This is a genomic window from Streptomyces sp. NPDC001852 (genome assembly GCF_042891825.1).
In the GTDB taxonomy this organism is placed as follows: domain Bacteria; phylum Actinomycetota; class Actinomycetes; order Streptomycetales; family Streptomycetaceae; genus Streptomyces.
The window spans coordinates 145,629-172,536 of record NZ_JBIATN010000018.1; the positions used below are offsets into that span (position 1 = coordinate 145,629).

General features: G+C 71.2%; 25 protein-coding genes and 1 pseudogene. 16 read left to right on the forward strand and 10 right to left on the reverse strand.

Going from position 1 to position 26,908, the window contains the following annotated elements; genetic code table 11:
* Positions 1-15: 15 nt before the first annotated feature.
* Complete coding sequence (locus ACFYZB_RS28940; RefSeq protein WP_388763657.1) at positions 16-807, reverse strand: VOC family protein; 792 nt, start codon at positions 805-807, stop codon at positions 16-18.
* A 321-nt stretch (positions 808-1,128) separates the two neighbouring features.
* Between ACFYZB_RS28940 and ACFYZB_RS28945 the strand changes: the two genes are divergently transcribed.
* Complete coding sequence (locus ACFYZB_RS28945; protein WP_388763659.1) at positions 1,129-1,980, forward strand: sulfurtransferase; 852 nt, start codon at positions 1,129-1,131, stop codon at positions 1,978-1,980.
* A 98-nt stretch (positions 1,981-2,078) separates the two neighbouring features.
* Here the strand turns inward: ACFYZB_RS28945 and sepH are convergent, their stop codons facing one another.
* From sepH to ACFYZB_RS28965, 4 genes are all read right to left on the reverse strand, one after another.
* Positions 2,079-3,119, reverse strand: coding sequence for a septation protein SepH (gene sepH / locus ACFYZB_RS28950; RefSeq protein ID WP_388763661.1), 1,041 nt, complete (start codon positions 3,117-3,119; stop codon positions 2,079-2,081).
* A gap of 764 nt (positions 3,120-3,883) precedes the next feature.
* Entirely contained in the window at positions 3,884-4,225 is a 342-nt protein-coding gene (locus tag ACFYZB_RS28955) for a hypothetical protein (RefSeq protein ID WP_388763662.1), read from the reverse strand.
* A 23-nt stretch (positions 4,226-4,248) separates the two neighbouring features.
* On the reverse strand, positions 4,249-5,568 hold the full coding sequence (locus tag ACFYZB_RS28960; RefSeq protein WP_388763664.1) for a D-arabinono-1,4-lactone oxidase: 1,320 nt from the start codon (positions 5,566-5,568) through the stop codon (positions 4,249-4,251).
* Positions 5,528-6,766: an MFS transporter gene (locus ACFYZB_RS28965; RefSeq protein WP_388763666.1), complete on the reverse strand. Its 1,239-nt coding sequence runs from the start codon at positions 6,764-6,766 to the stop codon at positions 5,528-5,530. The genes ACFYZB_RS28960 and ACFYZB_RS28965 overlap by 41 nt, the downstream gene beginning before the upstream one ends.
* 172 nt (positions 6,767-6,938) lie before the next feature.
* Between ACFYZB_RS28965 and ACFYZB_RS28970 the strand changes: the two genes are divergently transcribed.
* Complete coding sequence (locus ACFYZB_RS28970) at positions 6,939-8,066, forward strand: ferrochelatase (protein WP_388763667.1); 1,128 nt, start codon at positions 6,939-6,941, stop codon at positions 8,064-8,066.
* 8 nt (positions 8,067-8,074) lie between these two features.
* Positions 8,075-8,890, forward strand: coding sequence for an inositol monophosphatase family protein (locus ACFYZB_RS28975; RefSeq protein ID WP_351208944.1), 816 nt, complete (start codon positions 8,075-8,077; stop codon positions 8,888-8,890).
* Positions 8,891-8,992: 102 nt separating this feature from the next.
* Here ACFYZB_RS28975 and ACFYZB_RS28980 read toward each other — a convergent pair whose 3' ends face one another.
* On the reverse strand, positions 8,993-9,166 hold the full coding sequence (locus ACFYZB_RS28980) for a hypothetical protein (RefSeq protein ID WP_023546087.1): 174 nt from the start codon (positions 9,164-9,166) through the stop codon (positions 8,993-8,995).
* 418 nt (positions 9,167-9,584) lie between these two features.
* On the opposite strand from ACFYZB_RS28980, the gene ACFYZB_RS28985 reads away from it, so the two are divergent.
* The 4 genes from ACFYZB_RS28985 to ACFYZB_RS29000 all read left to right on the forward strand — a co-directional run bounded on the left by ACFYZB_RS28985 (position 9,585) and on the right by ACFYZB_RS29000 (position 13,199).
* Entirely contained in the window at positions 9,585-10,238 is a 654-nt protein-coding gene (locus ACFYZB_RS28985; protein WP_351208943.1) for a response regulator transcription factor, read from the forward strand.
* A gap of 6 nt (positions 10,239-10,244) precedes the next feature.
* Positions 10,245-11,492, forward strand: coding sequence for a sensor histidine kinase (locus tag ACFYZB_RS28990; protein WP_388763670.1), 1,248 nt, complete (start codon positions 10,245-10,247; stop codon positions 11,490-11,492).
* Positions 11,493-11,974: 482 nt separating this feature from the next.
* Positions 11,975-12,271, forward strand: coding sequence for a DUF4193 domain-containing protein (locus ACFYZB_RS28995; protein WP_003997302.1), 297 nt, complete (start codon positions 11,975-11,977; stop codon positions 12,269-12,271).
* Between the two features lie 13 nt (positions 12,272-12,284).
* Positions 12,285-13,199, forward strand: coding sequence for a hypothetical protein (locus ACFYZB_RS29000; protein ID WP_388763672.1), 915 nt, complete (start codon positions 12,285-12,287; stop codon positions 13,197-13,199).
* Positions 13,200-13,216: 17 nt separating this feature from the next.
* On the opposite strand, the gene ACFYZB_RS29005 is transcribed toward ACFYZB_RS29000, so the two are convergent.
* Positions 13,217-13,681: a DUF3093 domain-containing protein gene (locus ACFYZB_RS29005; protein ID WP_388763674.1), complete on the reverse strand. Its 465-nt coding sequence runs from the start codon at positions 13,679-13,681 to the stop codon at positions 13,217-13,219.
* A gap of 58 nt (positions 13,682-13,739) precedes the next feature.
* On the opposite strand from ACFYZB_RS29005, the gene ACFYZB_RS29010 reads away from it, so the two are divergent.
* From ACFYZB_RS29010 to ACFYZB_RS29040, 7 genes are all read left to right on the forward strand, one after another.
* Positions 13,740-14,324 carry a PaaI family thioesterase gene (locus ACFYZB_RS29010; RefSeq protein WP_351208939.1) on the forward strand — a complete coding sequence of 195 codons (585 nt, stop codon included), beginning with the start codon at positions 13,740-13,742 and terminating at the stop codon, positions 14,322-14,324.
* The gene (dut, locus tag ACFYZB_RS29015) at positions 14,321-14,872 is read left to right on the forward strand and encodes a dUTP diphosphatase (protein WP_351208938.1); all 552 of its coding nucleotides are present in this window, start codon (positions 14,321-14,323) and stop codon (positions 14,870-14,872) included. Before ACFYZB_RS29010 ends, dut begins: the two co-directional genes overlap by 4 nt.
* Before the next feature lies 1 nt (position 14,873).
* Positions 14,874-15,638, forward strand: a complete 765-nt coding sequence (locus ACFYZB_RS29020) for a DUF3710 domain-containing protein (RefSeq protein WP_351208937.1) — start codon at positions 14,874-14,876, stop codon at positions 15,636-15,638.
* Between the two features lie 287 nt (positions 15,639-15,925).
* Positions 15,926-18,484: an ATP-binding protein gene (locus ACFYZB_RS29025; RefSeq protein WP_388763677.1), complete on the forward strand. Its 2,559-nt coding sequence runs from the start codon at positions 15,926-15,928 to the stop codon at positions 18,482-18,484.
* The gene (locus ACFYZB_RS29030) at positions 18,481-19,167 is read left to right on the forward strand and encodes a response regulator (RefSeq protein WP_388763678.1); all 687 of its coding nucleotides are present in this window, start codon (positions 18,481-18,483) and stop codon (positions 19,165-19,167) included. Before ACFYZB_RS29025 ends, ACFYZB_RS29030 begins: the two co-directional genes overlap by 4 nt.
* A gap of 90 nt (positions 19,168-19,257) precedes the next feature.
* On the forward strand, positions 19,258-19,656 hold the full coding sequence (locus tag ACFYZB_RS29035; protein WP_079048543.1) for an OB-fold nucleic acid binding domain-containing protein: 399 nt from the start codon (positions 19,258-19,260) through the stop codon (positions 19,654-19,656).
* A 3-nt stretch (positions 19,657-19,659) separates the two neighbouring features.
* The gene (locus ACFYZB_RS29040) at positions 19,660-20,427 is read left to right on the forward strand and encodes a DUF3159 domain-containing protein (RefSeq protein ID WP_388763680.1); all 768 of its coding nucleotides are present in this window, start codon (positions 19,660-19,662) and stop codon (positions 20,425-20,427) included.
* Between the two features lie 515 nt (positions 20,428-20,942).
* Here the strand turns inward: ACFYZB_RS29040 and ACFYZB_RS29045 are convergent.
* Positions 20,943-21,620, reverse strand: coding sequence for a TrkA family potassium uptake protein (locus tag ACFYZB_RS29045; protein ID WP_153543699.1), 678 nt, complete (start codon positions 21,618-21,620; stop codon positions 20,943-20,945).
* Positions 21,620-22,291, reverse strand: coding sequence for a TrkA family potassium uptake protein (locus ACFYZB_RS29050; protein WP_055704256.1), 672 nt, complete (start codon positions 22,289-22,291; stop codon positions 21,620-21,622). The genes ACFYZB_RS29045 and ACFYZB_RS29050 overlap by 1 nt, the downstream gene beginning before the upstream one ends.
* Positions 22,292-22,695: 404 nt before the next feature.
* Between ACFYZB_RS29050 and ACFYZB_RS29055 the strand changes: the two genes are divergently transcribed.
* Entirely contained in the window at positions 22,696-24,747 is a 2,052-nt protein-coding gene (locus ACFYZB_RS29055) for an APC family permease (protein WP_388763683.1), read from the forward strand.
* A gap of 148 nt (positions 24,748-24,895) precedes the next feature.
* Positions 24,896-26,224, forward strand: a complete 1,329-nt coding sequence (locus ACFYZB_RS29060; protein WP_388763685.1) for a class I SAM-dependent RNA methyltransferase — start codon at positions 24,896-24,898, stop codon at positions 26,222-26,224.
* Between the two features lie 401 nt (positions 26,225-26,625).
* Here ACFYZB_RS29060 and ACFYZB_RS29065 read toward each other — a convergent pair.
* Positions 26,626-26,908: pseudogene (locus tag ACFYZB_RS29065) on the reverse strand (hypothetical protein); the annotation flags it as partial.

The following is a 26,908-nucleotide window of genomic DNA, read 5'->3' on the forward strand; positions in this document are numbered from 1 at the left end:
GAACCCGCGGAGCGCTCAGTGGGGGTTCTGGATCACCGAGAACTCCGCGCCCTCCGGGTCCGCCACCGTCGCCACCCGGCCGTGCGGGCTGTCGGCGGGCTGCCGGATGACGCGGCCGCCGAGATCCGCCACCTGCCGCACGGTCGCGTCGGCGTCGCCGACCTCGAAGTACGTCTGCCAGTGCGGTCCGCGATCGCGGGGCAGGCCATGGCCCACGCCGTGCAGTCCGGCCACCGGACGACCGGCGAGGTGCAGGGTCACGTAGTCGAAGTCGGCGGAGACCACCGGCTCCCGCTCGTAACCGAACACGGTCGCATAGAACTTGGAGACGCTGTCGGTCTCGAAGGTCACCAGCTCGTTCCACGCGGGCGTGCCGGGCACCCCGGTCAGCGTGGTGCCGAGGTGCGCGGAGCCCTGCCAGATGCCGAACACGGCCCCGGAGGGGTCCGCGGCGATGGCGAGCCGTCCGGCCTCCGCGGCGTCCAGTGGTCCGACCGCCACGGTGCCGCCGCACTCCCGTACCGTGTCGGCCGTCTGGTCCACGTCGTCCGAGGCGAGGTACGGCGTCCAGGCGATCGGCAGCCGGCGGTCCGGCGGCAGCTGGCCCATGCCCGCCACCTCGTGCCCGTCCAGCAGCGCCCGCACATACGGGCCGAGCTGCTGCGGGCTCGGCCGGAACTCCCAGCCGAACAGCTCGCCGTAGAACTCCTCGGTGGCGGCCAGCCCGTGCGCCATCAGGCTCACCCAGCAGGGCGTGCCGGGCGCACGCCGCGCGTGCGGGCCGGCCGGCTCCCGTGCCTCGGTCATCGATCACTCTCTCCCCGGCCCCTCGCGGTGGCCGTGTCGCTTCCGCTCCCCGGAAGGGGTGTCCACGCCGGCGGTCGGGCACGCCCGTGCCGGTGTCCGCATCCTCCACGCCGCAGCGGGGCTTACCGCGCCGACGCTCGGCGACACCTCCGGGAGGATGCCCGGTCTGCCGTCTCTCGCCGCTTCCTGACGATGGCCGGCGGGTGTCCGTCGGCTGTACAGCACGTGCTCGATCCCGTACGCCAGGTGATCGAGCCTGTCCGGCCGAGCAGAGTAGCCGTACCTGGACGCCGCGGCCACCCCTGGCGTATGCATGGCGCCATGACAGCCATCATCACTGCATCCGAACTCGCATCCGACTTGACCCGGGACCGGCCCCCGGTGCTGCTGGACGTCCGCTGGCAGCTCAGCCTGGCCAAGGCGGCGGGTGCGCCGGCCTTCGACGGGCGGGCCGAGTACGCGGCCGGGCACATCCCCGGCGCGGTCTTCGTCGACCTGGACCGGGAACTGGCCTCAGAGCCCGGGGCGAACGGCCGGCATCCGCTGCCGGACCTCGCCGAGTTCGGCGACGCGATGCGCCGTGCGGGCGTGTCGGCCGACCGGCCGGTCGTCGTGTACGACGGCGGCCAGGGCTGGGCGGCGGCGCGCGCGTGGTGGATGCTGCGCTGGACGGGTCACCCGGACGTGCGGGTCCTCGACGGCGGATTGCCGTCCTGGGAGGGCGAACTGTCGAACGAGGTGCCGGAGCCGGCCGAGGGCGACTTCCGGCCGGTTCCCGCCCCGGCGGAGCTGCTGGACGCGGACGGGGCCGCGGCCCTGGCCCGCGCGGGGGTGCTGCTGGACGCGCGTGCGGGGGAGCGGTACCGCGGTGAGGTCGAGCCGGTCGACCGGGTCGGCGGGCACATCCCGGGCGCGGTCTCGGCGCCGACGACGGAGAACGTGGGCCCCGACGGCCGCTTCCTGCCCGCGGCGGAGCTGCGGGACCGCTTCAAGGCCCTGGGCGTGTCCGGGGACACCGAGGTGGGCGTGTACTGCGGCTCGGGCGTCTCCGGAGCCCACGAGGTCCTGGCCCTCGCGGTGGCCGGCATCCCGGCGGCCCTGTACGTCGGTTCCTGGTCCGAATGGTCCTCCGACCCGTCCCGTCCGGTGGCGGTGGGCGCGGATCCGCAGTAGCGGATGCCGGAGGCCTTTGAGGCACCGAAAAGTGGGGCCACGCACGCGTGCCCCCACTTTTCCACCACTTCGTACGGCGGTTACGGCGGTTACGCCGGTTACTCCTGCTTCTTGCGCCGTGTGCCGAACACGATCTCGTCCCAGCTCGGCACGGCGGCACGGCGGCCGGGGCGGACCCCGTCGGCCTCGGCCTGGCGGTCGGTCGCGCCGATGAGCCGGTCGCGGTGGCTGCCGACCGAGCGGGGCATGAGGACGTCCGCGTAGGCCGAACCGGCCGAGGCGGCGGGGGCCGGTGGCTCCTCGGCGGCCGGTTCGTCGGCGGGCTCCTCCGGCGTCTCCGCCGGACGCTCCGGGACCACCAGGTCACCCCGGAAGCTCGGTACCGCCTCCAGCAGGCTGGTCAGCGAGTCGCGTTCGCCCGTGCTCTCCTCGGCGGGCTCGGACGGCTGCGCGGGCAGGCCCGGCCGCTCCCGCTCGCCCCGGTCGAGCGCGCGGTCCATCGAACGCTCACGTGGCAGGCGGGCGATGCGCGGCACGAACGGGAAGCTCGGCTCGGGCACGGCGAGGTCGTCGGACTCGCCGATCAGCGAGCGCGCCTCGTCGTCCACGGCCTGTACGAGCCGCCGGGGCGGGTCGTACGTCCAGCTCGCCGAGTGCGGTTCGCCCGCGACCCGGTAGACGAGGAGCACCTCCCAGGTGCCGTCGTCGCGGCGCCAGGAGTCCCACTGCACGGTGTCCTTCTCGGCGCCGCGCAGCAGCAGCCGCTCCTGCACGGCCTCGCCGAGCAGCGGGCCGGAGTTCTCGCCGGGGCGGCGGACCGGGGTCTTGCGGGCGCGCTCGGCCATGAAGGCGCGCTCGGCGAGCACGGGGCCCTCGAAGCGCCGGACCCGGTCGACGGGGATGCCGGCGAGCTGTGCCACCTCTTCCGCGGTGGCACCTGCGCGTATCCGCGCCTGGATGTCACGCGGGCGCAGATGGCTTTCGACCTCGATCTCGATCTGGCCGAGGCGCGGCCGGTCGCCGCGCACGGCGGCGCGGAGCCGTTCGTCGATCGGAAGGGTGTACTCCGTTGCGTCGGCAGCCTTGAGCACCAGCCGTGTGCCGTCATTCGAGACGGCCACGACACGCAGTTCGGGCATGGGGACCTCCCGGGTGGTGCCTGCCGACGTCACGTGCGTCGCTGCTTCCGCTAGTCGAGTGTGGCCTGCCCGGGTGCAGCCTGCCACAACCTTGCCGAGTTGCCCGGCGTGTCGGGCACGGGCCCTGGGTCGCCGTTATGGCACGGTTACCTATTCGCAACGCTAAGTGACCAAAACTGTCACCCTGTGCAACTAGCCCCCTCCCGGCGGTCCTTCAAGGCCGCGGACACCCTGGTGGGAGACCGGACCCAGGGCTCGCAACAGTACTCCATTTGGACCATGTGCGTGGATGGGCGCGCCGCCCAACTTCTGGCAAGGCCTGCGACTTGGCCCTTGGCGACCGGTTCTGCCGATCATGAAGGTGGCGAACTTCACGTAATCCCCAGAAACGGAACTAATGGTTTCCGTCTCACGTCCCTCTCTCGTGCAGTCGGTCGGTCAATGTCGATCAAGCACGGGAAAGGCAGGCAGGTTCCGGGTATGCGTGAAACGCCCGACGCGGGTCGCAAGCGGATCGACCTGAGCGTCCCCCAGGTCGCGGGCAGTGCCCTGGCGGCCGTCGTGGCGGCCAAACTGGCGTCGTACTTCGGGGTGTACGGCACGATCCTCGGCGCGGGAGTCGTCAGCGTGGTCGCCACCTGCGGGGGCACGCTGTTCCAGCACTTCTTCAAGCGGACCGGGGAGCAGCTGAGGGAGGCGACGGTCGCGCCCCGTCCCGGGGGACACGTGCCACGGGCTCCGGGTGAGTTCACCGAGGGCACCGTCTACCGCGCGGGGGCGAGGGGCCGGCGGTGGCCGGTGGTGGCGGCCGCCCTCGTCTTCGGGGTGACCATGGCCGGCGTCACGACGTACGAACTGGTGTCCGGCAACGCCTTCAGCGGTGGCACGGGTACGACGGTCGGCGACGCCGTCACCGGCCGGAGCCACCCCTCCTCGACGTCCGACGCGCCCGCCGGGTCCGAGGAGACACCGGTCCCTTCGGGTCCTGCGTCCCGCGGGCACGCACCCGGGGCCGGCGGCGGTACGACCCACGGCGCGACGCCGGCGCCCGGCGCCTCCCCGGGCGGGGAGGCGAGCGACGGCCCGGGCCCTTCGCCGACCCCCACGCCCGGCGGGTCCGCCCCGGCGCCTATGACCCCAGAACCCTCCGCAAGTAGTCGTTCTGGAACAGCCGTTCCGGGTCAAGACGGTCCCGCAGCGCAGTGAACTCCCCGAAGCGCGGGTAGACGCGCGCGAAGTACTCGGCGTCCCGGGTGTGCACCTTGCCCCAGTGCGGCCGCCCGTCGTGCGCGGTGAAGATCCGCTCGGCGGCGGTGAAGTACGCCTGGTAGGGCGTACCCCGGAACATGTGTACGGCGACGTAGGCGCTGTCGCGGCCGGAGGCGGTGGACAGGGTGATGTCATCGGCCGGGGCGGTGCGCACCTCGACGGGGAAGCTGACGCGCAGCCCGGAGCGCTCGACCATGCTCTTCAGCTCGCGCAGCGTCTGGGCCAGGGCCGCGCGCGGGACGGCGTACTCCATCTCCACGAAGCGCACCCGGCGCGGAGAAGTGAAGACCTTGTAGGGGATGTCCGTGTACGTGCGCGCGGACAGGGCCTTGCTGGAGACCTGGGCGATGGCGGGAACGGCGGCGGGGGCGACGCGGCCGACCCACTGGGCCACCTGGAAGACGCCGTTGGAGAGGAACTCGTCCTCGAACCAGCCGGCCAGCTGCCCCACGGGCTGCTCGGGACCGGCGCTGCGGTTGTTCCGCTTGGTGTTGGTGCTGCCGGTGTGCGGAAACCAGTAGAACTCGAAGTGCTCGTTCTCCGCCCAGAGTTGATCGAACTCGGCGAGGACCCGGTCGAGGGGCATCGGCTCCTCGCGCGCGGTGAGCAGGAACAGCGGCTCCACGGCGAAGGTGATCGCGGTGACGACGCCGAGGGCGCCGAGGCCTATTCGGGCGGCCGCGAAGACCTCGGGGTTCTCCTTCTCGGAACAGGTCAGCACCGAACCGTCCGCAGTGACGAGTTCGAGCCCTTTGATCTGGGCGGCGATCGAGGCGGACTCGCGGCCCGTGCCGTGCGTGCCGGTGCTGGTGGCCCCGGAGACCGTCTGCTCCATGATGTCGCCCATGTTGGTGAGCGACAGACCCTCGCGCGCCAGCGCCGCGTTGAGTCGCTTGAGCGGGGTGCCGGCCTCGACCGTGACCGTCATGGCTTCACGGTCAATGTTGCGGATACCAGTCAACAGTTGAGGGCGGATCAACACACCGTCGGTGGCCGCGATCGAGGTGAAGGAATGCCCGGTCCCGACCGCCTTCACCTTCAGGCCGTCCTCGGCGGCCCGGCGCACCGCCGCCGCCAGCTCCTCCACCGATGCCGGCGCGACCTGCCGGACGGGCCGGGCGGAGACGTTCCCGCCCCAGTTACGCCAGGTGCCGTTCTTCCCGCTCGCTGTGCTGCTCAACGGTGCCTCCCCGACCCGCGGCCGGCCTGCGCAGCCGGCGGTACCCGAGGAAACCGGCCGCGACCGCGACGGCCCCGGACACGGCCGGAACCCCGTACCCGGCCCGCGCCCCGGCTGCGTCGATCACCCAGCCGGCCACGGAGGAGCCGAGCGCGACACCGACCGCTAGGCCGGTGCTCACCCAGGTCATGCCCTCGGTGAGCTGCGCGCGAGGTACGTGCTCTTCGATGAGGGACATCGTCGTGATCATCGTCGGCGCGATGGACAGCCCCGCAACGAACAGCGCCACGGCCAGAAGCGGCAGGTTTCCGACCAGTAGGAGGGGGATCATACTCACGGCCATCGCCGCCACGCCCAGCAGCCAGCGGCGTTCCGGCGCCCCGCCGAACCGCAGCAGCCCGAAGACCACCCCGGCCACACAGGAGCCGGCCGCGTACAGCGCCAGCACGATGCTCGCGGCGCCCTTGTGGCCGCGCTCGTCGGCGAAGGCGACGGTGACCACGTCCACCGACCCGAAGATCGCGCCGGTCGCCGCGAAGGTCGCCACCAGCACCTGGAGCCCGCCCGAGCGCAGGGCCGTACCGCCGCCGTGCTTCTCGCGCGGGTGCGGCTCGGGCTCGGTGGCGCGCTGGGCGGTGAGCCAGAGGACGCCGGCGGCCAGGAAGCAGGCGGCGAGCAGCGGCCCGGCCTCCGGGAACCAGGCCGTCGACAACCCGATGGAGATGATCGGGCCGAAGATGAAGCAGATCTCGTCGACGACCGACTCGAACGAGTAGGCGGTGTGCAGCTTGTCGGTGCCCCGGTACAGCGCCGCCCAGCGGGCCCTGATCATCGCTCCCAGGCTCGGCACCGAGCCGATCCCGGCGGCGCAGAGGAACAGCACCCAGTCCGGCCACCGGAAGTGCGCGGTGAGGAGCAGCCCGGCCGCCGCCGTGACGGCCACCAGGGTCGCGGGACGCAGCACCCGGCGCTGTCCGTGCCGGTCGACCAGCCGCGATATCTGCGGCCCGATCGCCGCGGCGGACAGCGCGATGGTGGCCGACAGCGCGCCGGCGAGCCGGTACCGCCCGGTCAGCTGCGAGACCATCGTGACCACACCGATGCCCATCATCGACAGCGGCATCCGGCCGAGGAACCCCGCGGCGGAGAACGCCTTGGTGCCGGGTTCGCTGAACAGGGCTCTGTAGGGGCTGGGCACGGGGTCTCCGAAGCGGCTCGGTAAGGCGCGAATGCGGCTGGGACAGATTACGAGTTAGGAGACCCTAATTGCATCTGGTTTGATCAGGGGAAAAACCGGCATAAACCGACTGGAACCCGACTCGTCACCCCGCCGTTGCCCGGCTGTCAGCACCGGGTGGCAGGATCGAGACATGCCAGACGCGCTCGATGCCACCCCGTACGACGCCCTGCTCCTGCTCTCCTTCGGCGGCCCCGAAGGCCCGGACGACGTGGTCCCGTTCCTGGAGAACGTCACGCGCGGGCGCGGCATCCCGAAGGAACGCCTGAAGGAAGTCGGGCAGCACTACTTCCGGTTCGGCGGGGTGAGCCCCATCAACGGCCAGAACCGCGCCCTGCTGGACGCCCTGCGCAAGGACTTCGCCGAACACGGCCTGGACCTGCCGGTCTACTGGGGCAACCGCAACTGGGCGCCGTACCTGACGGACACCCTGCGCGAGATGGTCACCGACGGACGCCGCCGCATCCTGGTGCTCGCCACCAGCGCCTACGCCTCCTACTCGGGCTGCCGTCAGTACCGCGAGAACCTCGCGGACGCGCTGGCCGCGCTGGAGGCCGAGGGCCTTCAGCTGCCGAGGATCGACAAGCTGCGGCACTACTTCAACCACCCCGGCTTCGTCGAGCCCATGACCGACGGCGTGCTGCGCTCCCTCGAAGACCTCCCCGAGGACGTCCGCGCGGGCGCCCACATCGCCTTCACCACCCACTCCATCCCGACCTCCGCCGCCGACACCTCCGGCCCCGTCGAGGCCCACGGCGAGGGTGGCGCGTACGTCGAGCAGCACCTGGACGTGGCCCAGCTGATCGCCGACGCCGTCCGCGAGCGCACCGGCGTCGACCACCCCTGGCGGCTGGTCTACCAGTCGCGTTCCGGCGCCCCGCACATCCCCTGGCTGGAGCCGGACATCTGCGACCACCTGGAGGAGCTGCACGGCGCCGGCGTCCCGGCCGTCGTCATGGCCCCCATCGGCTTCGTCTCCGACCACATGGAGGTCCTCTACGACCTCGACACCGAGGCCACGGCCAAGGCCGAGGAGCTGGGCCTGCCGGTGCGCCGCTCGGCCACCGTGGGCGCCGACCCCCGGTTCGCCGCCGCCGTCCGCGACCTGATCGTGGAGCGCGCCGCCGTGGAGCGCGGCCAGGAGGTCACCCCGTGCGCCCTGGGCGCGCTGGGCGCGAGCCACAACCTCTGCCCGGTCGGCTGCTGCCCCGCCCGTGCGCCCCACCCGGCCGCCGCCGGTGCCGACAGCCCCTACGCGTGAGGAGAGCCGTGACCGACCCCCTGCACCGGGAACTGCTGGACCTGGCCCGGGAGGCCGCCCGCCGCGCCGGTGAGCTGCTGCGGGACGGCCGCCCGGCCGACCTGGCCGTGGCGCGGACCAAGTCCAGCCCGATCGACGTCGTCACCGAGATGGACATCGCTGCGGAGAAGCTGATCACGGACCTGATCTCCGGTCGGCGGCCCGACGACGGCTTCCTCGGCGAGGAGGGCGCCTCCGTGGCGGGCACCAGCGGCGTCCGCTGGGTGATCGACCCGCTCGACGGCACGGTGAACTACCTGTACGGCCTGCCGACCTGGGCGGTGTCCATCGCGGCCGAGCAGGACGGGGAGACGGTCGTCGGGGTGGTCGCGGCCCCGATGCGCGGCGAGACATACCACGCGGTACGCGGGGGCGGGGCGTGGGCCACCGGCGCATGGGAGGGCGAGCGAGCGCTCGACTGTCGCCCCGCGCCCCCACTCGACCAGGCCCTGGTCTCCACCGGCTTCAACTACGTCGCCGAGGTCCGTACCCACCAGGCCGAGGTGGCGAGCCGGCTGATCCCGCTGCTGCGGGACATCCGGCGCAGCGGCTCGGCCGCGGTCGACCTGTGCGACGTGGCCTGCGGCCGGCTCGACGGGTACTACGAGCGGGGGCTCAACGCGTGGGACTTCGCGGCGGGTGACCTGATCGCCCGGGAGGCGGGCGCGCTGGTCGGTGGAAGGCCGGGAGAGCGCCCGTCACGCGATCTGACCGTCGCCGGGTCACCGGGAGTGTTCGAGCCCCTCCAGCGGCTCCTGGAGGACCTCGGGGCGTGGCACGACTGAGCGGACCGGCCCCCACCGGTGAACGCAACCGCCCCCACCGGTGAACGCAAAAGGACCCCGGCGCTGGATTCGCCGGGGTCCCTTCTTGCGCTTTCGGGCCGATCAGACGCGTGACGCGCCGACCTCCACACCGTGTTCGGCGGCGAGGCGTCGCAGGTCGTCGAGCTCTGCCTGCTCCACTTCGACGAGGAAGTCGTCACCCTCGTCACGAGCCCGCGACAGGTCGGACTCGGTCGCCCTTATGCGCTGCAGAAGTCCTGCGGTGAAAGCGTCCATGCTGCGCCCCCTCGTCCTGGGTCGTGGGTCGGTGGCACGGGGGTGTGCCTGTTTTGGGAAAGGGGCGATCACGTCTCTCACGGGTGCCCAGCGCTGCCCTGCTGGGCGGCGACGGTGCCGGACACCCGCGCCCACTCTGCGGAAGCGGATAGCGGAGTACCGCATGGTGCTGCGGCACATGCAGAGCGTGATCGCGGGGTGTAAAGCCGTCCTCCCCCCGCTCCCTCACCCGGAAACCTCAACCGGAGGAGAAAATCTCGTATTCCCTCCCCGGAGAGCCGATCCCTTCGGTCCACAACCCGCCTTACAGCCGACTTACGGCCGAAAAGGGCAGGATGGAGGTCACACCCCACGAACACCCCTGCCCGCACGCGCCCACGGCGCGCTACGCGGGTGGACATGAGGAAGGACAAGCGACGTGCGCGTACTCGTCGTCGAGGACGAGCAACTGCTCGCCGATGCGGTGGCCACCGGACTGCGCCGGGAGGCCATGGCCGTCGACGTCGTGTACGACGGTGCGGCCGCCCTGGAGCGCATCGGCGTCAACGACTACGACGTGGTCGTCCTCGACCGCGACCTCCCGCTGGTGCACGGGGACGACGTCTGCCGCAAGATCGTCGAGCTGGGCATGCCCACGCGCGTGCTCATGCTCACGGCGTCCGGCGACGTCAGCGACCGGGTCGAGGGCCTGGAGATCGGCGCCGACGACTATCTGCCCAAGCCCTTCGCGTTCAGCGAGCTGATCGCGCGCGTGCGCGCCCTCGGCCGTCGTACGAGTGTTCCCCTGCCGCCGGTCCTGGAGCGCGCCGGCATCAAGCTGGACCCGAACCGGCGGGAGGTGTTCCGCGAGGGCAGGGAGATCCAGCTCGCGCCCAAGGAGTTCGCGGTGCTGGAGGTGCTCATGCGCAGCGAGGGCGCGGTGGTCTCGGCCGAGCAGTTGCTGGAGAAGGCCTGGGACGAGAACACCGACCCGTTCACCAACGTCGTGCGGGTGACCGTCATGACCCTGCGGCGCAAGCTGGGCGAGCCGCCCGTGATCGTCACCGTCCCCGGCTCCGGCTACCGGATCTGATCCGCCATGGCCGCCACCCCAGCGCCGCCCCAGGCGCCACCGAAACCCACCTGGGACCCCAGGAGGCCGCAGCCCCCCTTCCCATGGCTGCGCCCGACCATCCGCATAAGGCTCACGCTGCTGTACGGCGGCATGTTCCTGATCGCCGGCATCCTGCTGCTGTCGATCATCTACCTGCTGGCCGCGCAGGCGATCAGCACCGGCAACCAGCCCCTGTTCAAGATCGTCAGTGGTACGTCGATCCGGGTCTCCAGCGACAACTGCCCGGCGATCAACACCACCAGCCTGCCGCTGTCGGAGTTCAACGACGCGATCGCCCAGTGCGTGGACCACCAGCGCCAGGCGGCCCTGGACGACCTGCTCAGCCGCTCGCTGCTGGCTCTGCTGGGCCTCGCCGTGATCGCGTTCGCGTTCGGTTACGCGATGGCCGGCCGGGTGCTGTCCCCCCTCGGCCGGATCACCCGTACCGCCCGCCAGGTGGCCGGTTCCGACCTGTCGCGCCGGATCGAGCTGGACGGCCCGGACGACGAGCTGAAGGAGCTGGCGGACACCTTCGACGACATGCTGGAGCGGCTGCAACGGGCCTTCACCGCCCAGCAGCGCTTCGTCGGCAACGCCTCCCACGAGCTGCGCACCCCGCTCGCGATCAACAGAACGCTGCTCGAGGTGCATCTGTCGGACCCGAACGCGCCGGTCGAGCTGCAGCAGCTGGGCAAGACGCTGCTGGCCACCAACGAGCGCAGCGAGCAGCTGGTCGAGGGCCTGCTGCTGCTCGCCCGCAGCGACAACCAGATCGTCGAGCGCAAGCCCGTCGACCTGGCCGAGGTCGCCACCCAGGCCATCGACCAGGTGCACGCCGAGGCCGAGGCCAAGGGCGTGAAGATCCGCGGCGAGCGCAAGCCCGCCGTGGTGCAGGGCAACGGCGTGCTGCTGGAGCGGATCGCGCTGAACCTGGTGCAGAACGCGGTGCGCTACAACGTTCCCGAGGACGGATGGGTCGAGGTGGACACCGAGACCCAGCACGGCCAGGCGGTCCTGACCGTCACGAACACCGGGCCGGTGGTGCCGGCGTACGAGATCGACAACCTCTTCGAGCCCTTCAGGCGGCTCCGTACGGAGCGCACGGGCAGTGACAAGGGTGTGGGCCTCGGGCTGTCCATCGTCCGGTCCGTGGCCCGCGCGCACGGCGGCCACATCGTGGCGGAGCCCCGCGAGGGCGGCGGCCTGGTGATGCGGGTCACCCTGCCGTTGTGATCTCTGGTCCGCGGGCTGTGATCCGCGATCCGCGGACGGTGACGTGTGATGCGCGGGCCGTGACCGGGCCGCCCGACCGGGTGGCCGGGCCCCGGCCTGACACACGCGAGAGATGTTCGCTTTACGCGGAATTTTTCAGCCGCCGAATGAGCTTGCCCCTGTGTGATCGATCACATGGGCGGATTTTCAGCCATGTACTCTGCGTGATCATGAAACATGGCGGAAAGCCGGGAAAGTCCTGGTTTTCAGGGCACTTGATCACGGGAAGTACACGGTGAGGCGCCTTTGAGGTGTGACATTCGAACCGTGTACGGTCCTCACCGCCATCCAAGCCGATCACTCTTGAGGGGTCGGGTTGGGTGTCGATTGAGTAACAGACCTTGATGTGAGGCAAAATCTCCGCCTCAGGTCGGGCACAAGTCCGGCCTCTCACGCGTTACGTGCGCTGGAGACACCGCAGACACCCAGAGGGGGAGAGCGATATGGCAACCGATTACGACACTCCACGCAAGACCGACGACGACGTCGACTCGGACAGCCTCGAAGAGCTGAAGGCCAGGCGGAATGACAAGTCCACCTCCTCGGTGGACGTCGACGAGTTCGAGGCCGCCGAGGGGCTCGAGCTGCCCGGCGCCGACCTCTCGAACGAGGAGCTGGCCGTCCGCGTGCTGCCGAAGCAGCAGGACGAGTTCACCTGCATGAGCTGCTTCCTGGTGCACCACCGCAGCCAGCTGGCCCGGGAGAAGAACGGTCAGCCGATCTGCCGCGACTGCGACTGAGGTCGGGTCGGCCGTGTCTGGCTCGACCCCTCCACGGAAGCGCCGCTCCTCCCCCGGGGAAGCGGACGAAGGGCCGTCCCACGGCCCGCACGGCGCGCGTGACGACGAGCGGGGCGCACCCGAAGTGGTGGCCCCGCTCGAACCGGCGACCGACCGGGCGGACCACCCGGCGCCGGTGAGGCAGCCCGCGCCCGTCGCTCGGCGGCGGGCCGCGGTGATGCGTGACAAGGCCCGGGACCTGGCCCGGGAAGGGGCCCGCAGGGGCGGCAGCCGCGCTCGCGCGGGGCTGGCCTATCTCGCGGACCGGATCATCGAGATCGCCCCGCGTGTCCCCGTGCGCGACCTCGCGACCCTGCGCCGGCAGTTCCCGGGCCTCGGGCCCGAAGAGCTCGCCGACAAGCTGGTGGCGGGTGCGGCGGCCGGCACCTCGACGGTCGGAGCCGGGATCGGGGCGGCGGCGATGCTGCCGGTGCCGCCCGCGATGCCGACCGAACTGGCCGCGGAGATCACCGGGGTCGCCGCGATCGAGCTGAAGCTCGTCGCCGAACTGCACGAGGTCTACGGCGTACGGCCGCCCGGCAACCTCAAGACCCGCAGCACCGCGTATCTGTCCTCCTGGTCGGGGGAGCGCGGGATCGACGTGATGAAGCCGTCGACGTACGACACCGCCCTCGGCGGCCGCATGAAGCGCGAACTGCGCCAGCAGATCATGAAGCGGATGGTCCGGGACCTGCCGAACCTCATGCCGTTCATGGTGGGTGCCGCGGTCGGGGCGGTCATGAACCGCCGGGACACCAAGAAGCTCGCCGCGCACGTCCGGGCCGACCTGCGCAAGATCCAGGTCCCCTGGGAGGAGCTGAAGGAGCTGCCGCCGCTGGAGGAACCCGCGGAGCCCCTGAAACTGCGCGACCTTCCCGAAGAGCTCTAGATCTTCCGCGAGCGCCGTCAGGCGTTCGTGCTGCGCGCGGCCTCGATCGCCGCCGCCAGCCGCTCCGGCTCCCGCGTCGACAGGTACAGGTACGGCGTCGGGTCCTCGGGGTCGGTGACCTCCACCCGCAGCGCCGTGGGGATGTAGGCGCGCAGCAGCAGGAAGGCGCGGGTGTCGGCCTTGTACGTCCGCCAGGCGCGGGCCTCCTCCGCGTCCAGCACCTCCGAGTCGCCCAGCGCCGACACCGGGATCTTCGCCTCGCCCGCGATCAGCTGGTCGCCCACGACCCGGATGCGCGGCGAGCCGTAGGCGCTCGCGACCACCGACGCCGCTGCCGTACCGCCGACCAGGCCGCCGAGCAGCGGCAGGGTGCCGAACGGGAGCAGGATCAGGGCGAAGGAGACGCCCACGAGGAAGCTGATCAGCCACCACGAGCGGGGGGCGGTGAGGCGTTCTTCGTAGGGGGTGGCGGAGAGCTGCATGGAGCCAAGCTTGGCACGGGATCCGCAACCCCCGGACGCGCGGGTAAGGTCTGCGGCTGTGAGTGGTAGTTCCGCAAGCCTTCAGCCTCCTGCCGACGCGGTGAAACCGGTACGGCACCCCGACGCGCCCGCGCCCGGAGAACTTCTCGGCGCCCACTACGAACACTGTTTCGGCTGTGGCCCCGGGCAGTCGCACGGACTGCACCTGGAGGCGCGGGCCGGCGAGGGTGTCTCGCTGACCGCCGAGTTCACCGTCCAGCCCGCCCACCAGGGCGCCCCGGGCCTCGCGCACGGCGGGGTGCTGGCCACGGCCCTCGACGAGACCCTCGGCTCGCTGAACTGGCTGCTGCGGACCATCGCCGTCACCGGCCGGCTGGAGACCGACTTCGTGCGGCCCGTGCCCGTCGGCACCACGCTGTACCTGGAGGCCGAGGTCGCCGCCGTCGCCGGTCGGAAGATCTACTCCGCCGCCACCGGACGCATCGGCGGTCCCGACGGCCCCCTCGCGGTCCGGGCCGAGGCCCTCTTCATCGAGGTCAAGGTCGACCACTTCGTCGACCACGGCCGCAAGGAGGAGATCCGGGCCGCCATGAGCGACCCGGACCAGGTCCGGCGTGCCCGCGCCTTCGAGGTGAACCCGTGAGCCGTGGCCACCTGAACGTGCTGCTCCGGCGTGTCGACCCCGACGTACCACTTCCGGCGTACGAGCATCCGGGGGACGCCGGAGCCGATCTGCGCACCACCGAGCCGTGCGAGCTGGGGCCGGGGGAACGGGCCGTGCTCCCCACGGGTGTGTCGATCGCCCTGCCCGAGGGGTACGCGGCCTTCGTGCACCCGCGCTCCGGTCTCGCCGCTCGCTGCGGTGTCGCCCTCGTGAATGCCCCAGGGACGGTTGATGCCGGGTACCGTGGGGAGATCAAGGTGATCGTGGTGAATCTCGACCCGCGCGAGAGCGTGCGGTTCGAGCGCTTCGACCGGATTGCCCAACTGGTCGTCCAGCAGGTCGAGAGGGTCCGCTTCCAGGAGGTCGCGGAGCTTCCCGACTCGGCGCGGGCCGAAGGGGGCTTCGGGTCCACCGGTGGCCATGCCGCGGTGGGCGACGAGAGCGGCACAAGCGGTCAGGCCGCCGATGGCGGTCCGACGGGTGGGAATCGATACGCTTCGGTCGTATCCGACCGGGAAGGACAGTGACGTGTTCGGACGTCGCAACAAGAAGGGTGCCGCCGAGGACGCGGCCGGCGAGGCCGAGCAGGTCGTCGACAGCGTCGACACCGAGGCGGACGAGGAAGAAGAGGCCGAGCGCGAGCGCGTCCGGCTGGAGCCCGGGCCCCGGCCCGACGGGCCGTGGGACAGCGGTGAGGTGCGTGACCCGGCCGAGGGCCGTGTGGACCTCGGCGGACTGTTCGTACCGGGCGTCGACGGCATGGAGCTCCGGGTCGAGGTCGCCGGTGACGCGATCGTCGCCGCCACCGTCGTGCTGCGGGACAGCGCCATCCAGCTCCAGGCTTTCGCCGCGCCCAAGCGCGAGGGCATCTGGGGCGAGGTCCGCGACGAGATCGCGGGCGGCATCACCCAGCAGGGTGGCATCGTCGACGAGGTCGAGGGCCCGCTCGGGTGGGAACTGCGCGCCCAGGTGCCGGTGCAGCTGCCGGACGGAACCGGCGGCTTCCAGGTCGTGCGGTTCGTCGGAGTCGACGGCCCGCGCTGGTTCCTGCGTGGTGTGATCTCCGGCCAGGGCGCGGTGCAGCCGCAGGCCGCCGGGCTGCTGGAGCAGATCTTCCGCGACACGGTCGTGGTGCGCGGCGAGGGTCCGATGGCGCCCCGCGACCCGATCGTCCTGAAGCTGCCGAACGACGCGCAGATGGTGCCCGAGGGCGTCCAGCAGGAGGAGGGCTCGCGCTTCTCCGGCGGGATGGGGCAGCTGCAGCGCGGTCCGGAGATCACCGAGGTCCGCTAGGCGCTCCGCCGGGTTCAGCAGAGATACACGGGCCGTGCCTTTGAGGGGCGCGGCCCGTTGTGCGGGGTCCCGTCGTCGGGGCGTTCTCCGTTTCCGGGTGCGGGTTCGTTGTGGTGCCCGCGCCCACGGGCGGTAGCCGCATGTCCGACACGGCCCCGCGCCCCTTCGAGGCGCCATCAGGGTTGCGTCAAAGTTGGCCGCAGCCCGGCTCACGGGGTCTTTTGTCGTGATTGTTGGCCGTAAGGTCGACGCTGCGTAGGCGGCAGTCACGGGAAGAGAATGGAGCCATGGCACGCGGCAAGCTTCGGATCTACCTCGGTGCGGCACCGGGCGTGGGCAAGACCTACGCGATGCTGTCCGAGGCGCACCGCCGGGTGGAGCGGGGCACCGACTGTGTCGTGGGCTTCGTGGAGCACCACGACCGGCCGCGCACGGAGGTGATGCTGCACGGCCTGGAGCCGGTGCCGCGCAGGGAGTTGGAGTACCGGGGCACCCGCTTCGGCGAGATGGACGTCGACGCCGTGCTGCGCCGGGCTCCGGCCGTCGCCCTGGTGGACGAACTCGCCCACACCAACATTCCCGGCTCCCGCAACGCCAAGCGCTGGCAGGACGTGGAGGAACTGCTCGCCGCGGGCATCGACGTCGTCTCGACCGTCAACATCCAGCACCTGGAGTCACTCGGCGACGTGGTCGAGTCGATCACGGGCGTGCGGCAGCGCGAGACGGTCCCGGACGAGGTGGTACGGCGGGCCGACCAGATCGAACTGGTCGACATGTCGCCGGAGGCGCTGCGCCGCCGGATGGCGCACGGGAACATCTACCAGCCGGACAAGGTCGACGCGGCCCTGTCCAACTACTTCCGCCCCGGAAACCTCACCGCCCTGCGCGAGCTGGCGCTGCTGTGGGTGGCGGACCGGGTCGACGAGTACCTGACCGCCTACCGCAGCGAGCACCGGGTCTCCAAGATCTGGGGCTCTCGCGAGCGGATCGTGGTCGGCCTGACCGGCGGTCCCGAGGGGCGCACCCTGATCCGGCGCGCCGCCCGGCTCGCGGAGAAGGGCGCCGGCGGTGAGGTGCTCGCCGTGTACATAGCCCGCAGCGACGGGCTGACCTCGGCCTCCCCGAAGGAACTGGCCGTACAGCGCACCCTCGTGGAGGACCTGGGCGGCACCTTCCACCACGTCGTCGGCGACGACATACCGGCCGCCCTGCTGGACTTCGCACGCGGCGTGAACGCCACCCAGATCGTGCTGGGCTCCTCGCGCCGCAAGGCCTGGCAGTACGTCTTCGGGCCGGGCGTCGGCGCCACGGTCGCCCGGGACTCGGGCCCCGACCTCGACGTCCACATCGTCACCCACGAGGAGGTCGCCAAGGGCCGCGGACTGCCCGTGGCCCGGGGCGGACGGCTCGGGCGGGCCCGGATCATCTGGGGCTGGGCGGTGGGCCTGGTGGGCCCGGCGGTCCTCGCGGTGCTGCTCAACACCGTCGACCTCGGCCTCGCCAACGACATGCTGCTGTTCCTGTCCGTCACCGTCGCGGCGGCGCTGCTCGGCGGCCTGCTGCCCGCACTCGCCTCGGCGGCCTTCGGCTCGCTGCTGCTGAACTACTTCTACACCCCGCCCCTGCACCGGCTGACCATCGCCGACCCCAAGAACATCGTCGCCATCGCGATCTTCTTCGGCGTCGGCATGTCCGTCGCCTCGGTGGTGGACCTCGCCGCCCGGCGCACCCACCAGGCCGCCCGGCTGCGCGCCGAGTCGGAGATACTCTCCTTCCTCGCCGGGAACGTGCTGCGCGGCGAGACCAGCCTGGAGGAGCTGCTGGAACGGGTCCGGGAGACCTTCGCGATGGAGTCGGCCGCGCTGCTGGAGCGGGCGAGCGACGTCGAGCCGTGGACCTGCGCCGGGCGGGCCGGATTCGGGCGCCCGCTGGAGCGGCCCGAGGACGCCGACGTCGACATGCCCGTCGGCGACCACATGGCGCTCGCGCTCACCGGACGGGTGCTGCCCGCCGAGGACCGCCGGGTGCTCGCCGCCTTCGCCGCGCAGGCCGCCGTCGCCCTGGACCGCCGGCGCCTGCAGGAGGAGGCCGACCGGGCCCGCGCGCTCGCCGAGGGCAACCGCATCCGTACCGCGCTGCTCGCCGCCGTCAGCCACGACCTGCGCACCCCGCTGGCCGGCATCAAGGCGGCGGTGTCGAGTCTGCGCTCCGACGACGTGGACTGGTCCGAGGAGGACCGAGCGGAGCTGCTGCAGGGCATTGAGGAGGGCGCCGACCGGCTGGACCACCTCGTCGGCAACCTCCTCGACATGTCCCGTCTGCAGACCGGCACGGTCACCCCGCTGATCCGCGAGATCGACGTGGACGAGGTCGTGCCGATGGCGCTCGGGGGCGTCCCGGAGGGCAGCGTCGAACTGGACGTGCCCGAGAGCCTGCCGATGGTCGAGGTCGACCCCGGGCTGCTGGAGCGGTCCGTGGCCAACCTGGTGGAGAACGCCGTCAAGTACAGCCCGAGGGGCCGGCCCGTGCTGGTCTCCGCCAGCGCCATAGCCGACCGGGTCGAGGTACGGGTGGTGGACCGCGGGCCGGGCGTGCCGGACGAGGCCAAGGACCGGATATTCGAGCCGTTCCAGCGGTACGGCGACGCCCCGCGCGGCGCCGGGGTCGGGCTCGGCCTCGCGGTCGCCCGGGGCTTCGCGGAGGCCATGGGCGGCACCCTCAACGCCGAGGACACGCCGGGCGGCGGACTCACCATGGTTCTCAGCCTCCGCCCGGCAGGATCGCGTCCCGAGTCCCTCGCAACGGCCCGGGACCTCGCGGAACCAGAAAGGCAGACGACTCTATGACCCGGGTGCTCGTGGTCGACGACGAGCCGCAGATCGTGCGCGCCCTCGTGATCAACCTCAAGGCACGCAAGTACGAGGTCGACGCGGCGCCCGACGGCCGTACCGCCCTGGAACTCGTCGCCTCCCGGCACCCCGACGTGGTGGTGCTCGACCTGGGTCTGCCCGACATGGACGGCGTCGAGGTGATCAGGGGTCTGCGCGGCTGGACCCGGGTGCCCATCCTGGTCCTGTCCGCCCGGCACTCCTCGGACGAGAAGGTCGAGGCGCTGGACGCGGGCGCCGACGACTACGTCACCAAGCCCTTCGGCATGGACGAGCTGCTGGCCCGGCTGCGGGCCGCCGTACGCCGGGCCGAGCCGGTCGGGCCCGGCGAGGACGACCTGACGACCGTCGAGACCGAGGGCTTCACGGTCGACCTGGCCGCCAAGAAGGTCAACCGCGCCGGCAAGGACGTCCGCCTCACCCCGACCGAGTGGCACCTGCTGGAGGTGCTGGTCCGCAACACCGGCCGCCTGGTCAGCCAGAAGCAGCTGCTGCAGGAGGTGTGGGGGCCGTCGTACGGCACGGAGACCAACTACCTGCGGGTGTACATGGCCCAGCTGCGCCGGAAGCTGGAGACGGACCCCTCGCACCCGAAGCACTTCATCACCGAGCCGGGGATGGGCTACCGGTTCGAGAAGTGAGCGGGTGAAGTGGGCCGGGTGGTGAAGTGGGCCGGGGGGTGAAGTGAGCTTGGCTACGGCGCCGTCGGTGGGCCCCGGTACGCTTCAGGTATGAGTGCTGTTCCTCGTTCCGAAAAGCCGGCCGGCCGGTTCCGGCGCATGCTCGACCGGCTTTCCTCGTCGCAGGAGGACCTGGAGTCCGAGGAACTGCGTGAGGATGCCGAGACGGCGGGCTGTACCAGGATCGGCGACTGCCACGACCGGCAGATCGTCACCGTAACTGGTACCTTGCGCACGGTCACCTTGCGACCGCGCGCCGGGGTCCCCGCCCTGGAGGCCGAGCTGTTCGACGGCTCCGCCGCGCTGGACGTGGTGTGGCTCGGCAGGCGCTCCATCGTGGGCATAGAACCGGGGCGCAAGCTGATCGCATCGGGCCGGATCTCGATGAGCCGAGGCCGCCGGGTGCTCTTCAACCCGAAATACGAACTGCGACCCCTCGGACGGGAGTAGCCGGTGACGTCCCTCGACAAGCCGACCGAAGGCACCGACCAGAACCCGTCGGAGGACGCCCGTGCGGTGACCGAGGCCGCGCTGTTCGATGCGTTCGGCGGTGTCCGCGGCATGGTCGAGACGGTCGTGCCGGGCCTGCTCTTCGTGGCGATCTTCACGGTCGACAAGAACCTGCACGTGTCGGCGATCGCCGCGCTGGTCGTGGCCCTGGTCCTGGTCGTGGTCCGGCTCGCGATGAAGGACACCGTCAAGCACGCCTTCAGCGGCGTGTTCGGAGTGGCCTTCGGTGTCGCGTTCGCGATGTTCACCGGAAACGCCAAGAACTTCTATCTGCCCGGCATGCTCTACACGCTGGGCCTGGCGCTGGCGTACATCGTCACGGCTCTCGCCGGGGTGCCCCTGATGGGTCTCATCCTCGGGCCGGTCTTCAAGGAGAACCTCTCCTGGCGCACCCGCAACCCCGGCCGCAAGAAGGCCTACACCAAGGCCAGTTGGGCCTGGGGGCTGATCCTGCTGGCCAAGTGCGCGATCCTCTTCCCGCTCTACTGGTGGTCCGACACCACCAAGCTCGGCTGGGTCCTGGTCGCCCTGAAGATCCCGCCGTTCCTGCTGGCGGTCTGGCTCACCTGGGTCTTCCTCGCGAAGGCCCCCACGCCCATCGACGTCTTCGCCGAGATGGAGGCCGAGGAGAAGGCCGAGAAGGAGCGCCAGGCCGCGCTGGCCGCCGAGGGCGGCGAGGCGACCGGGGGACGCCACCGCCGGGGGGCCTAGGTGTACTCGGTCATGACTTTGGTGACAGTCGGCTGATCGGGGGCCGGCCTGCGAGCGCGGTGCACGGGGCCGGCCTTCGGCGTCCTCGCCGCGACGGCAGCCTGCGTACGACGACGGCACCGCCCGCCCGGGGCGGTGCCGCCGCACATGACCCGAGGGTGCGCCGCACACCTGCTCTGCGGCCGCCGGACCCGACCTCTGTTCCCGGGACGGCGGGCGTACCGCGCCCCGCTGGTGGGCCCGTGACCCGGAGCGCCCGGGGACCCGGCGGGAGCCGTGGACGACCGGCCGGAACCGGGACCCGGATGCCGCCGCGATGGCCTCGGTCGGCGCCTACCGTGTGGTTCCCCGGGACTCCCGGGACCGCTCGCCCGGCGGTGTCCGGTGCCGCGGCACCGGCGTCGGCGGAGGCCCCGCGTGCCCGCATGCCGAGGGCCCGGTGGATCCGGTGATCCCCGGGCCCTCGGCACGGCAGCGCGCGAACCGGCCGGCCCTTCGGCGCGGCGGCGCCTCGGCTAGCTCGAGGTGTCCTCGCGCCGTACCGACAGCAGCTCCTCCAGCTGCTCCTCACGGGCCTGGGCGGCCACGAAGAGGAGTTCGTCGCCCGGCTCCAGGGAGTCCTCCTTGGACGGGGTCAGCACGCGGGTGCCACGGATGATCGTGACCAGGGAGGTGTCCTCGGGCCACTGGACGTCGCCCACCTGGGTGCCGGCCAGCGCCGACTCCTCGGGCAGGGTCAGCTCGACGAGGTTGGCGTCGCCGTGGCTGAAGCGAAGCAGCCGGACCAGATCGCCGACCGAGACCGCCTCCTCGACCAGGGCGGACATCAGGCGCGGGGTGGAGACGGCCACGTCCACGCCCCAGGCCTCGTTGAACAGCCACTCGTTCTTCGGGTTGTTGACACGGGCTACGACGCGCGGGACGCCGTACTCCGTCTTGGCGAGCAGCGAGACGACCAGGTTGACCTTGTCGTCGCCGGTCGCGGCGATGACGACGTTGCAGCGCTGCAGCGCCGCCTCGTCCAGGGACGTGATCTCGCAGGCGTCCGCCAGCAGCCACTCCGCCTGGGGCACCCGCTCCACCGAGATGGCGGTCGGGGCCTTGTCGATCAGCAGGACCTCGTGGCCGTTCTCCAGCAGCTCGCCCGCGATCGAGCGGCCGACGGCGCCGGCTCCGGCAATGGCGACCCTCATCAGTGACCGCTCTCCTCTTCCGGGCCCTGGGCGAACGCCGCCTCGACCTTCTCGACGTCGTCCGACCGCATCATCACATGCACGAGGTCGCCCTCCTGCAGCACCGTCTGCGAGGTCGGCAGGATCGCTTCGCCGAGGCGGGTCAGGAACGCCACCCGGACGCCCGTCTCCTCCTGCAGCTTGCTGATCTTGTGCCCGACCCACTTCGGGGAGGCGTGCACCTCGGCGAGCTGTACCCCGCCGGTGGGGTCGCGCCACAGCGGCTCGGCGCCGGAGGGCAGCAGCCGGCGCAGCATCTGGTCGGCGGTCCAGCGCACCGTGGCCACGGTGGGGATGCCGAGGCGCTGGTAGACCTCGGCGCGGCGCGGGTCGTAGATACGGGCGGCCACGTTCTCCACGCCGAACATCTCTCGGGCCACGCGTGCGGAGATGATGTTGGAGTTGTCACCGCTGGAGACGGCGGCGAAGGCGCCGGCCTCCTCGATGCCCGCCTCGCGCAGCGTGTCCTGGTCGAAGCCGACACCGGTGACCCGGCGGCCCCCGAAGCCCGGGCCCAGCCGACGGAAGGCGGTCGGGTCCTGGTCGATCACGGCGACCGTATGGCCCTGTTGCTCCAGGGTCTGGGCGAGAGCGGAACCCACTCTCCCGCAGCCCATGATGACGATGTGCACGACCGTCCTTCCGATGTCAAGACGTTCTCTCGAGGTTATTGACTTGGCCTTAACAGGTTCTCAGACCGAGGCCCAAAGCTACACACGAGCGCAGGGCGGTTGGCACCCCCCTGTACAGGGATCGGTGTCCGCGATCAGCGGGGGCGGGGGCCGGCGCGTGATGCTGCGCACGCTGCACAGGGTCAGGATTCCGAGGCCGAGAAGGGCGACGGTCGCCCCGATGAGCTCCGCGGTGGCGGGCATGAGTCCTCCGAGGTGCGACGACGTGCGGGATTTGCCATCTAGGCACGGGGAGCGCGCGGACCACGGAATCCGCAGTTCAGTGCGCCCCTGAATTCACTCGTGAGGCAGATCTCGGACACCGGGTGGGCGGCTGCCTGTTCGAAGGCCTACGATCCTCTGTCGTGTCCAAACTGACCGACGTGCCCAAACGGATCCTGATCGGGCGCGCACTGCGCAGTGACCGGCTGGGCGAAACGCTCCTGCCGAAGCGCATCGCACTCCCCGTCTTCGCCTCCGACCCGCTGTCCTCCGTCGCCTACGCGCCGGGGGAGGTTCTCCTGGTCCTGTCCATCGCGGGCGTGTCGGCGTACCACTTCAGCCCGTGGATCGCCGTCGCGGTCGTGGTGCTGATGTTCACCGTGGTCGCCTCCTACCGGCAGAATGTGCATGCCTACCCGAGCGGTGGCGGCGACTACGAGGTCGCCACCACGAACCTGGGCCCCAAGGCGGGCCTGACCGTGGCCAGCGCCCTGCTCGTGGACTACGTCCTCACCGTCGCCGTCTCCATCGCCTCCGGCATCGAGAACCTCGGCTCCGCGATCCCCTTCGTGGTCCAGCACAAGGTGCTGTGCGCGGTCGCCGTGATCGTGCTGCTCACGCTGATGAACCTGCGCGGCGTGAAGGAGTCCGGCAAGCTCTTCGCGATCCCGACGTACGTGTTCGTCGGCGGCGTCTTCATCATGATCGCGTGGGGTGTCGTACGGGGCCTGGTCCTCGGCGACACCATGCGTGCGCCGACCGCGGACTACCACATCAGGGCCGAGCACCAGGGCCTGGCCGGCTTCGCGCTCGTCTTCCTGCTGCTGCGCGCCTTCTCCTCCGGCTGTGCCGCGCTGACCGGCGTGGAGGCGATCTCCAACGGCGTGCCGGCCTTCCGCAAGCCCAAGTCGAAGAACGCGGCGACCACGCTGGCGATGATGGGCCTGCTGGCCGTCACCATGTTCTGCGGCATCATCGCGCTCGCCATGTCGACCAAGGTCCGCATGGCCGAGAACCCGGCCACCGACCTCATCCACAACGGCCACCCGCTCGGCTCCGGCTATGTCCAGAACCCGGTGATCTCCCAGGTCGCCGAGGCCGTCTTCGGCAAGGGCAGCTTCCTGTTCGTCGTCCTGGCGGCGGCCACGGCGCTCGTCCTGTTCCTGGCGGCGAACACGGCGTACAACGGCTTCCCGCTGCTCGGCTCGATCCTCGCCCAGGACCGCTACCTCCCGCGCCAGCTGCACACCCGCGGTGACCGCCTGGCGTTCTCCAACGGCATCGTGCTGCTCGCGGGGGCCGCGACCCTGCTGACGGTCATCTACGGCGCGGACTCCACCCGTCTGATCCAGCTGTACATCGTCGGCGTGTTCGTGTCCTTCACGCTCAGCCAGACCGGCATGGTCAGGCACTGGAACCGCCACCTGGCGGTCGAGACCGACCCGGCGGTGCGCCGCCGCATGATGCGCTCGCGCGCGATCAACGCCTTCGGCGCCTTCTTCACGGGTCTGGTGCTGGTCGTCGTCCTGGTCACGAAGTTCACGCACGGCGCCTGGGTGGCCCTGCTCGGCATGTGCCTCTTCTACGCGACCATGACCGCCATCCGCAGGCACTACGACGGCGTGGCCGACGAGCTCTCGGCCCCCGAGGAGCCGGACGACGACCTGGTCCGCCCGTCCCGGGTCCACTCCGTCGTCCTGATCTCCAAGATCCACCGCCCGACGCTCCGCGCCCTGGCCTACGCCAAGCTGATGCGCTCGGACACCCTGGAGGCGCTGACGGTCAACGTCGACCCGGCCGAGACGAAGGCGCTGCGCGAGGAGTGGGAGCGGCGCGGCATCGACGTACCGCTGAAGGTCCTGGACTCGCCGTACCGCGAGATCACCCGGCCGGTGATCGAGTACGTCAAGAGCCTGCGCAAGGAGTCGCCGCGCGACGCGGTCTCCGTGATCATCCCCGAGTACGTGGTCGGCCACTGGTACGAGCATCTGCTGCACAACCAGAGCGCCCTGCGCCTGAAGGGCCGCCTGCTGTTCACCCCCGGCGTGATGGTCACCTCCGTGCCCTACCAGCTGGCGTCCTCCGAGGTGGCGCGGGCCCGTGCCCGCAAGCGGCAGGAGTGGAGCGCACCGGGTGCGGTGCGGCGCGGTCCGGCGGCGGAGCGGCCGAAGCAGCCGTCGGCGGCCAAGGAGTGAGACCGAGGTCCGGGTCCTGAGCCCCGGGTGCTGAGCCCCGGGCGCTGAGCCCGGGGCCCGGCCTGTGGTGAGCGGCCGGATGACAGCCACGTAGACTGGTGGGCTGTTGTCCGGCCGTTTCCCGTTTCCGATCTGGAGTCACCCCGCCATGCAGGCAGAACCGAAGAAGTCGCTGGTCGGGGAGGAGTACGAGGTCGAGATCGGCCCCGTCGCCCACGGCGGCCACTGCATCGCCCGCACGGCCGAGGGCCAGGTGCTGTTCGTCCGGCACGCGCTGCCGGGCGAGCGAGTGGTGGCGAAGGTGACCGAGGGCGAGGACGGAGCCCGCTTCCTGCGCGCGGACGCGGTGGAGATCCTGGAGGCGTCCAAGGACCGCATCGAGGCACCCTGCCCCTTCGCGGGCCCCGGCCGCTGCGGCGGCTGCGACTGGCAGCACGCCAAGCCGGGCGCCCAGCGCCGCCTCAAGGGCGAGGTGATCGCCGAACAGCTCAAGCGGCTCGCGGGCCTCACGCCCGAGGAGGCCGGCTGGGACGGCACGGTGATGCCGGCCGAGGGCGACAAGCTGCCGGCCGGCCAGGTCCCACAGTGGCGCACGCGCGTGCAGTACGCCGTCGACACCGAGGGCCACGCGGGCCTGCGCCGCCACCGCTCCCATGAGATCGAACGCATCGACCACTGCATGATCGCGGCGGAGGGCGTCAGCGAGCTGGGCATCGAGCGGCGGGACTGGACCGGCATGGAGGCGGTCGAGGCGATCGCGGCGACGGGCTCGCAGGACCGCCAGGTGATCCTCACACCGCGTCCCGGCGCCCGCCTCCCGCTCGTCGAACTGGACAAGCCGGTCTCGGTCCTCCGCGTCGACGAGAGGTCCGGAGGCGTACACCGGGTCCACGGCCGCCCCTTCGTCCGCGAGCGTGCGGACGGCCGTACCCACCGCGTCGGCAACGGCGGCTTCTGGCAGGTCCACCCGAAGGCGGCGGACACCCTGGTGACGGCGGTCATGCAGGGCCTCCTCCCGCGCAAGGGCGAGATGGCCCTGGACCTCTACTGCGGAGTGGGGTTGTTCGCGGGGGCGCTGGCCGACCGCCTCGGCGAGAAGGGCGCGGTCCTCGGCATCGAGTCCGGAAAGCGTGCGGTGGAGGACGCGCGCCACAACCTCGCGGACTTCCCGCGTGTCCGCATCGAACAGGGCAAGGTCGAGTCGGTCCTGCCGCGCACCGGCATCACCGAGGTCGACCTGATCGTCCTGGACCCGCCGCGGGCCGGCGCCGGCCGCAGCACGGTCGCCCACCTCTGCTCCCTCGACGCCCGCCGCATCGCCTACGTCGCCTGCGATCCCGCTGCGCTGGCCCGCGACCTGGGGTACTTCCGGGAGGGCGGGTACCGGGTGCGGACGCTGCGGGCGTTCGATCTGTTTCCGATGACGTCGCACGTGGAGTGCGTGGCGATTCTTGAGCCTGCCCAAAAGGGTCTCTGACCTGCGGTTTTCTCGGGTTCTTCAGGTGTGATCGGCGGTGCTCGACCTGTTTTCCGAAGTGCATGACGTGAAGCGCGTCGTATGCCTCACGAACGACGCTGACCTGGCGTTTCATGACTTCGCGCTGGGACGATGTGTGAACGTCAGCCGTATCGGCGCGGACGGCGGCAGGTCGTCTCGAGGCTGAGATGACGCTCTTTCTGATGGTCTGTCACCTTGCGGCCGGGGGCATGGAGTGATCTTCTGCCGCCTTGGTCCGCCAGCGCCTGGCGCTGCTCGGCCTCGGCGCCCTCATGGATGGCCGTGCCGCCATCGACCGGGCGGGGCCGGGCGCTCTGAAGCGGTCATCGTGCCCGATCCCAGGTCGCACCTGTGAGTGTGGCCGAACCGCCATTGCACCATCAGGGCGCTTCGTAGCTGTCACGTTCGTCCCGCCCCTCGTCGAAGACGAACAGTGGCTTGGTGCCGTGTGCGGGTGCTTCGGCGAGCGTGACGGCTTCTGCGAAAGCTTCGAGTGGGGACGGCCTGCCCTGCGGAATGCTCAGCACCCCATCGACGACGAGACCGCGCACCTGGGCCAGTGCGTGCAGTGAGGTTGATCCCCGGGAGTGGTCACCGGGTTTCATGCGACGAGTGACAGCGTATGTGATGTGATCAGTTGCTGTTCGAACTCGGCTGGTGTGA

Excerpts from the sequence above, each read along its gene's own strand:
- ACFYZB_RS29035 (WP_079048543.1), top strand. The coding sequence starts at position 19,258 with ATGAGTGCTGTTCCTCGTTCCGAAAAGCCGGCCGGCCGGTTCCGGCGC.
- ACFYZB_RS28990 (WP_388763670.1), top strand. The coding sequence starts at position 10,245 with ATGGCCGCCACCCCAGCGCCGCCCCAGGCGCCACCGAAACCCACCTGG.
- ACFYZB_RS28995 (WP_003997302.1), top strand. The coding sequence starts at position 11,975 with ATGGCAACCGATTACGACACTCCACGCAAGACCGACGACGACGTCGAC.
- ACFYZB_RS28980 (WP_023546087.1), bottom strand. The coding sequence starts at position 9,166 with ATGGACGCTTTCACCGCAGGACTTCTGCAGCGCATAAGGGCGACCGAG.
- ACFYZB_RS28940 (WP_388763657.1), bottom strand. The coding sequence starts at position 807 with ATGACCGAGGCACGGGAGCCGGCCGGCCCGCACGCGCGGCGTGCGCCC.
- ACFYZB_RS29025 (WP_388763677.1), top strand. The coding sequence starts at position 15,926 with ATGGCACGCGGCAAGCTTCGGATCTACCTCGGTGCGGCACCGGGCGTG.
- ACFYZB_RS28945 (WP_388763659.1), top strand. The coding sequence starts at position 1,129 with ATGACAGCCATCATCACTGCATCCGAACTCGCATCCGACTTGACCCGG.
- ACFYZB_RS29030 (WP_388763678.1), top strand. The coding sequence starts at position 18,481 with ATGACCCGGGTGCTCGTGGTCGACGACGAGCCGCAGATCGTGCGCGCC.
- ACFYZB_RS28970 (WP_388763667.1), top strand. The coding sequence starts at position 6,939 with ATGCCAGACGCGCTCGATGCCACCCCGTACGACGCCCTGCTCCTGCTC.
- ACFYZB_RS29060 (WP_388763685.1), top strand. The coding sequence starts at position 24,896 with ATGCAGGCAGAACCGAAGAAGTCGCTGGTCGGGGAGGAGTACGAGGTC.
- ACFYZB_RS29005 (WP_388763674.1), bottom strand. The coding sequence starts at position 13,681 with ATGCAGCTCTCCGCCACCCCCTACGAAGAACGCCTCACCGCCCCCCGC.
- sepH (WP_388763661.1), bottom strand. The coding sequence starts at position 3,119 with ATGCCCGAACTGCGTGTCGTGGCCGTCTCGAATGACGGCACACGGCTG.
- ACFYZB_RS29045 (WP_153543699.1), bottom strand. The coding sequence starts at position 21,620 with ATGAGGGTCGCCATTGCCGGAGCCGGCGCCGTCGGCCGCTCGATCGCG.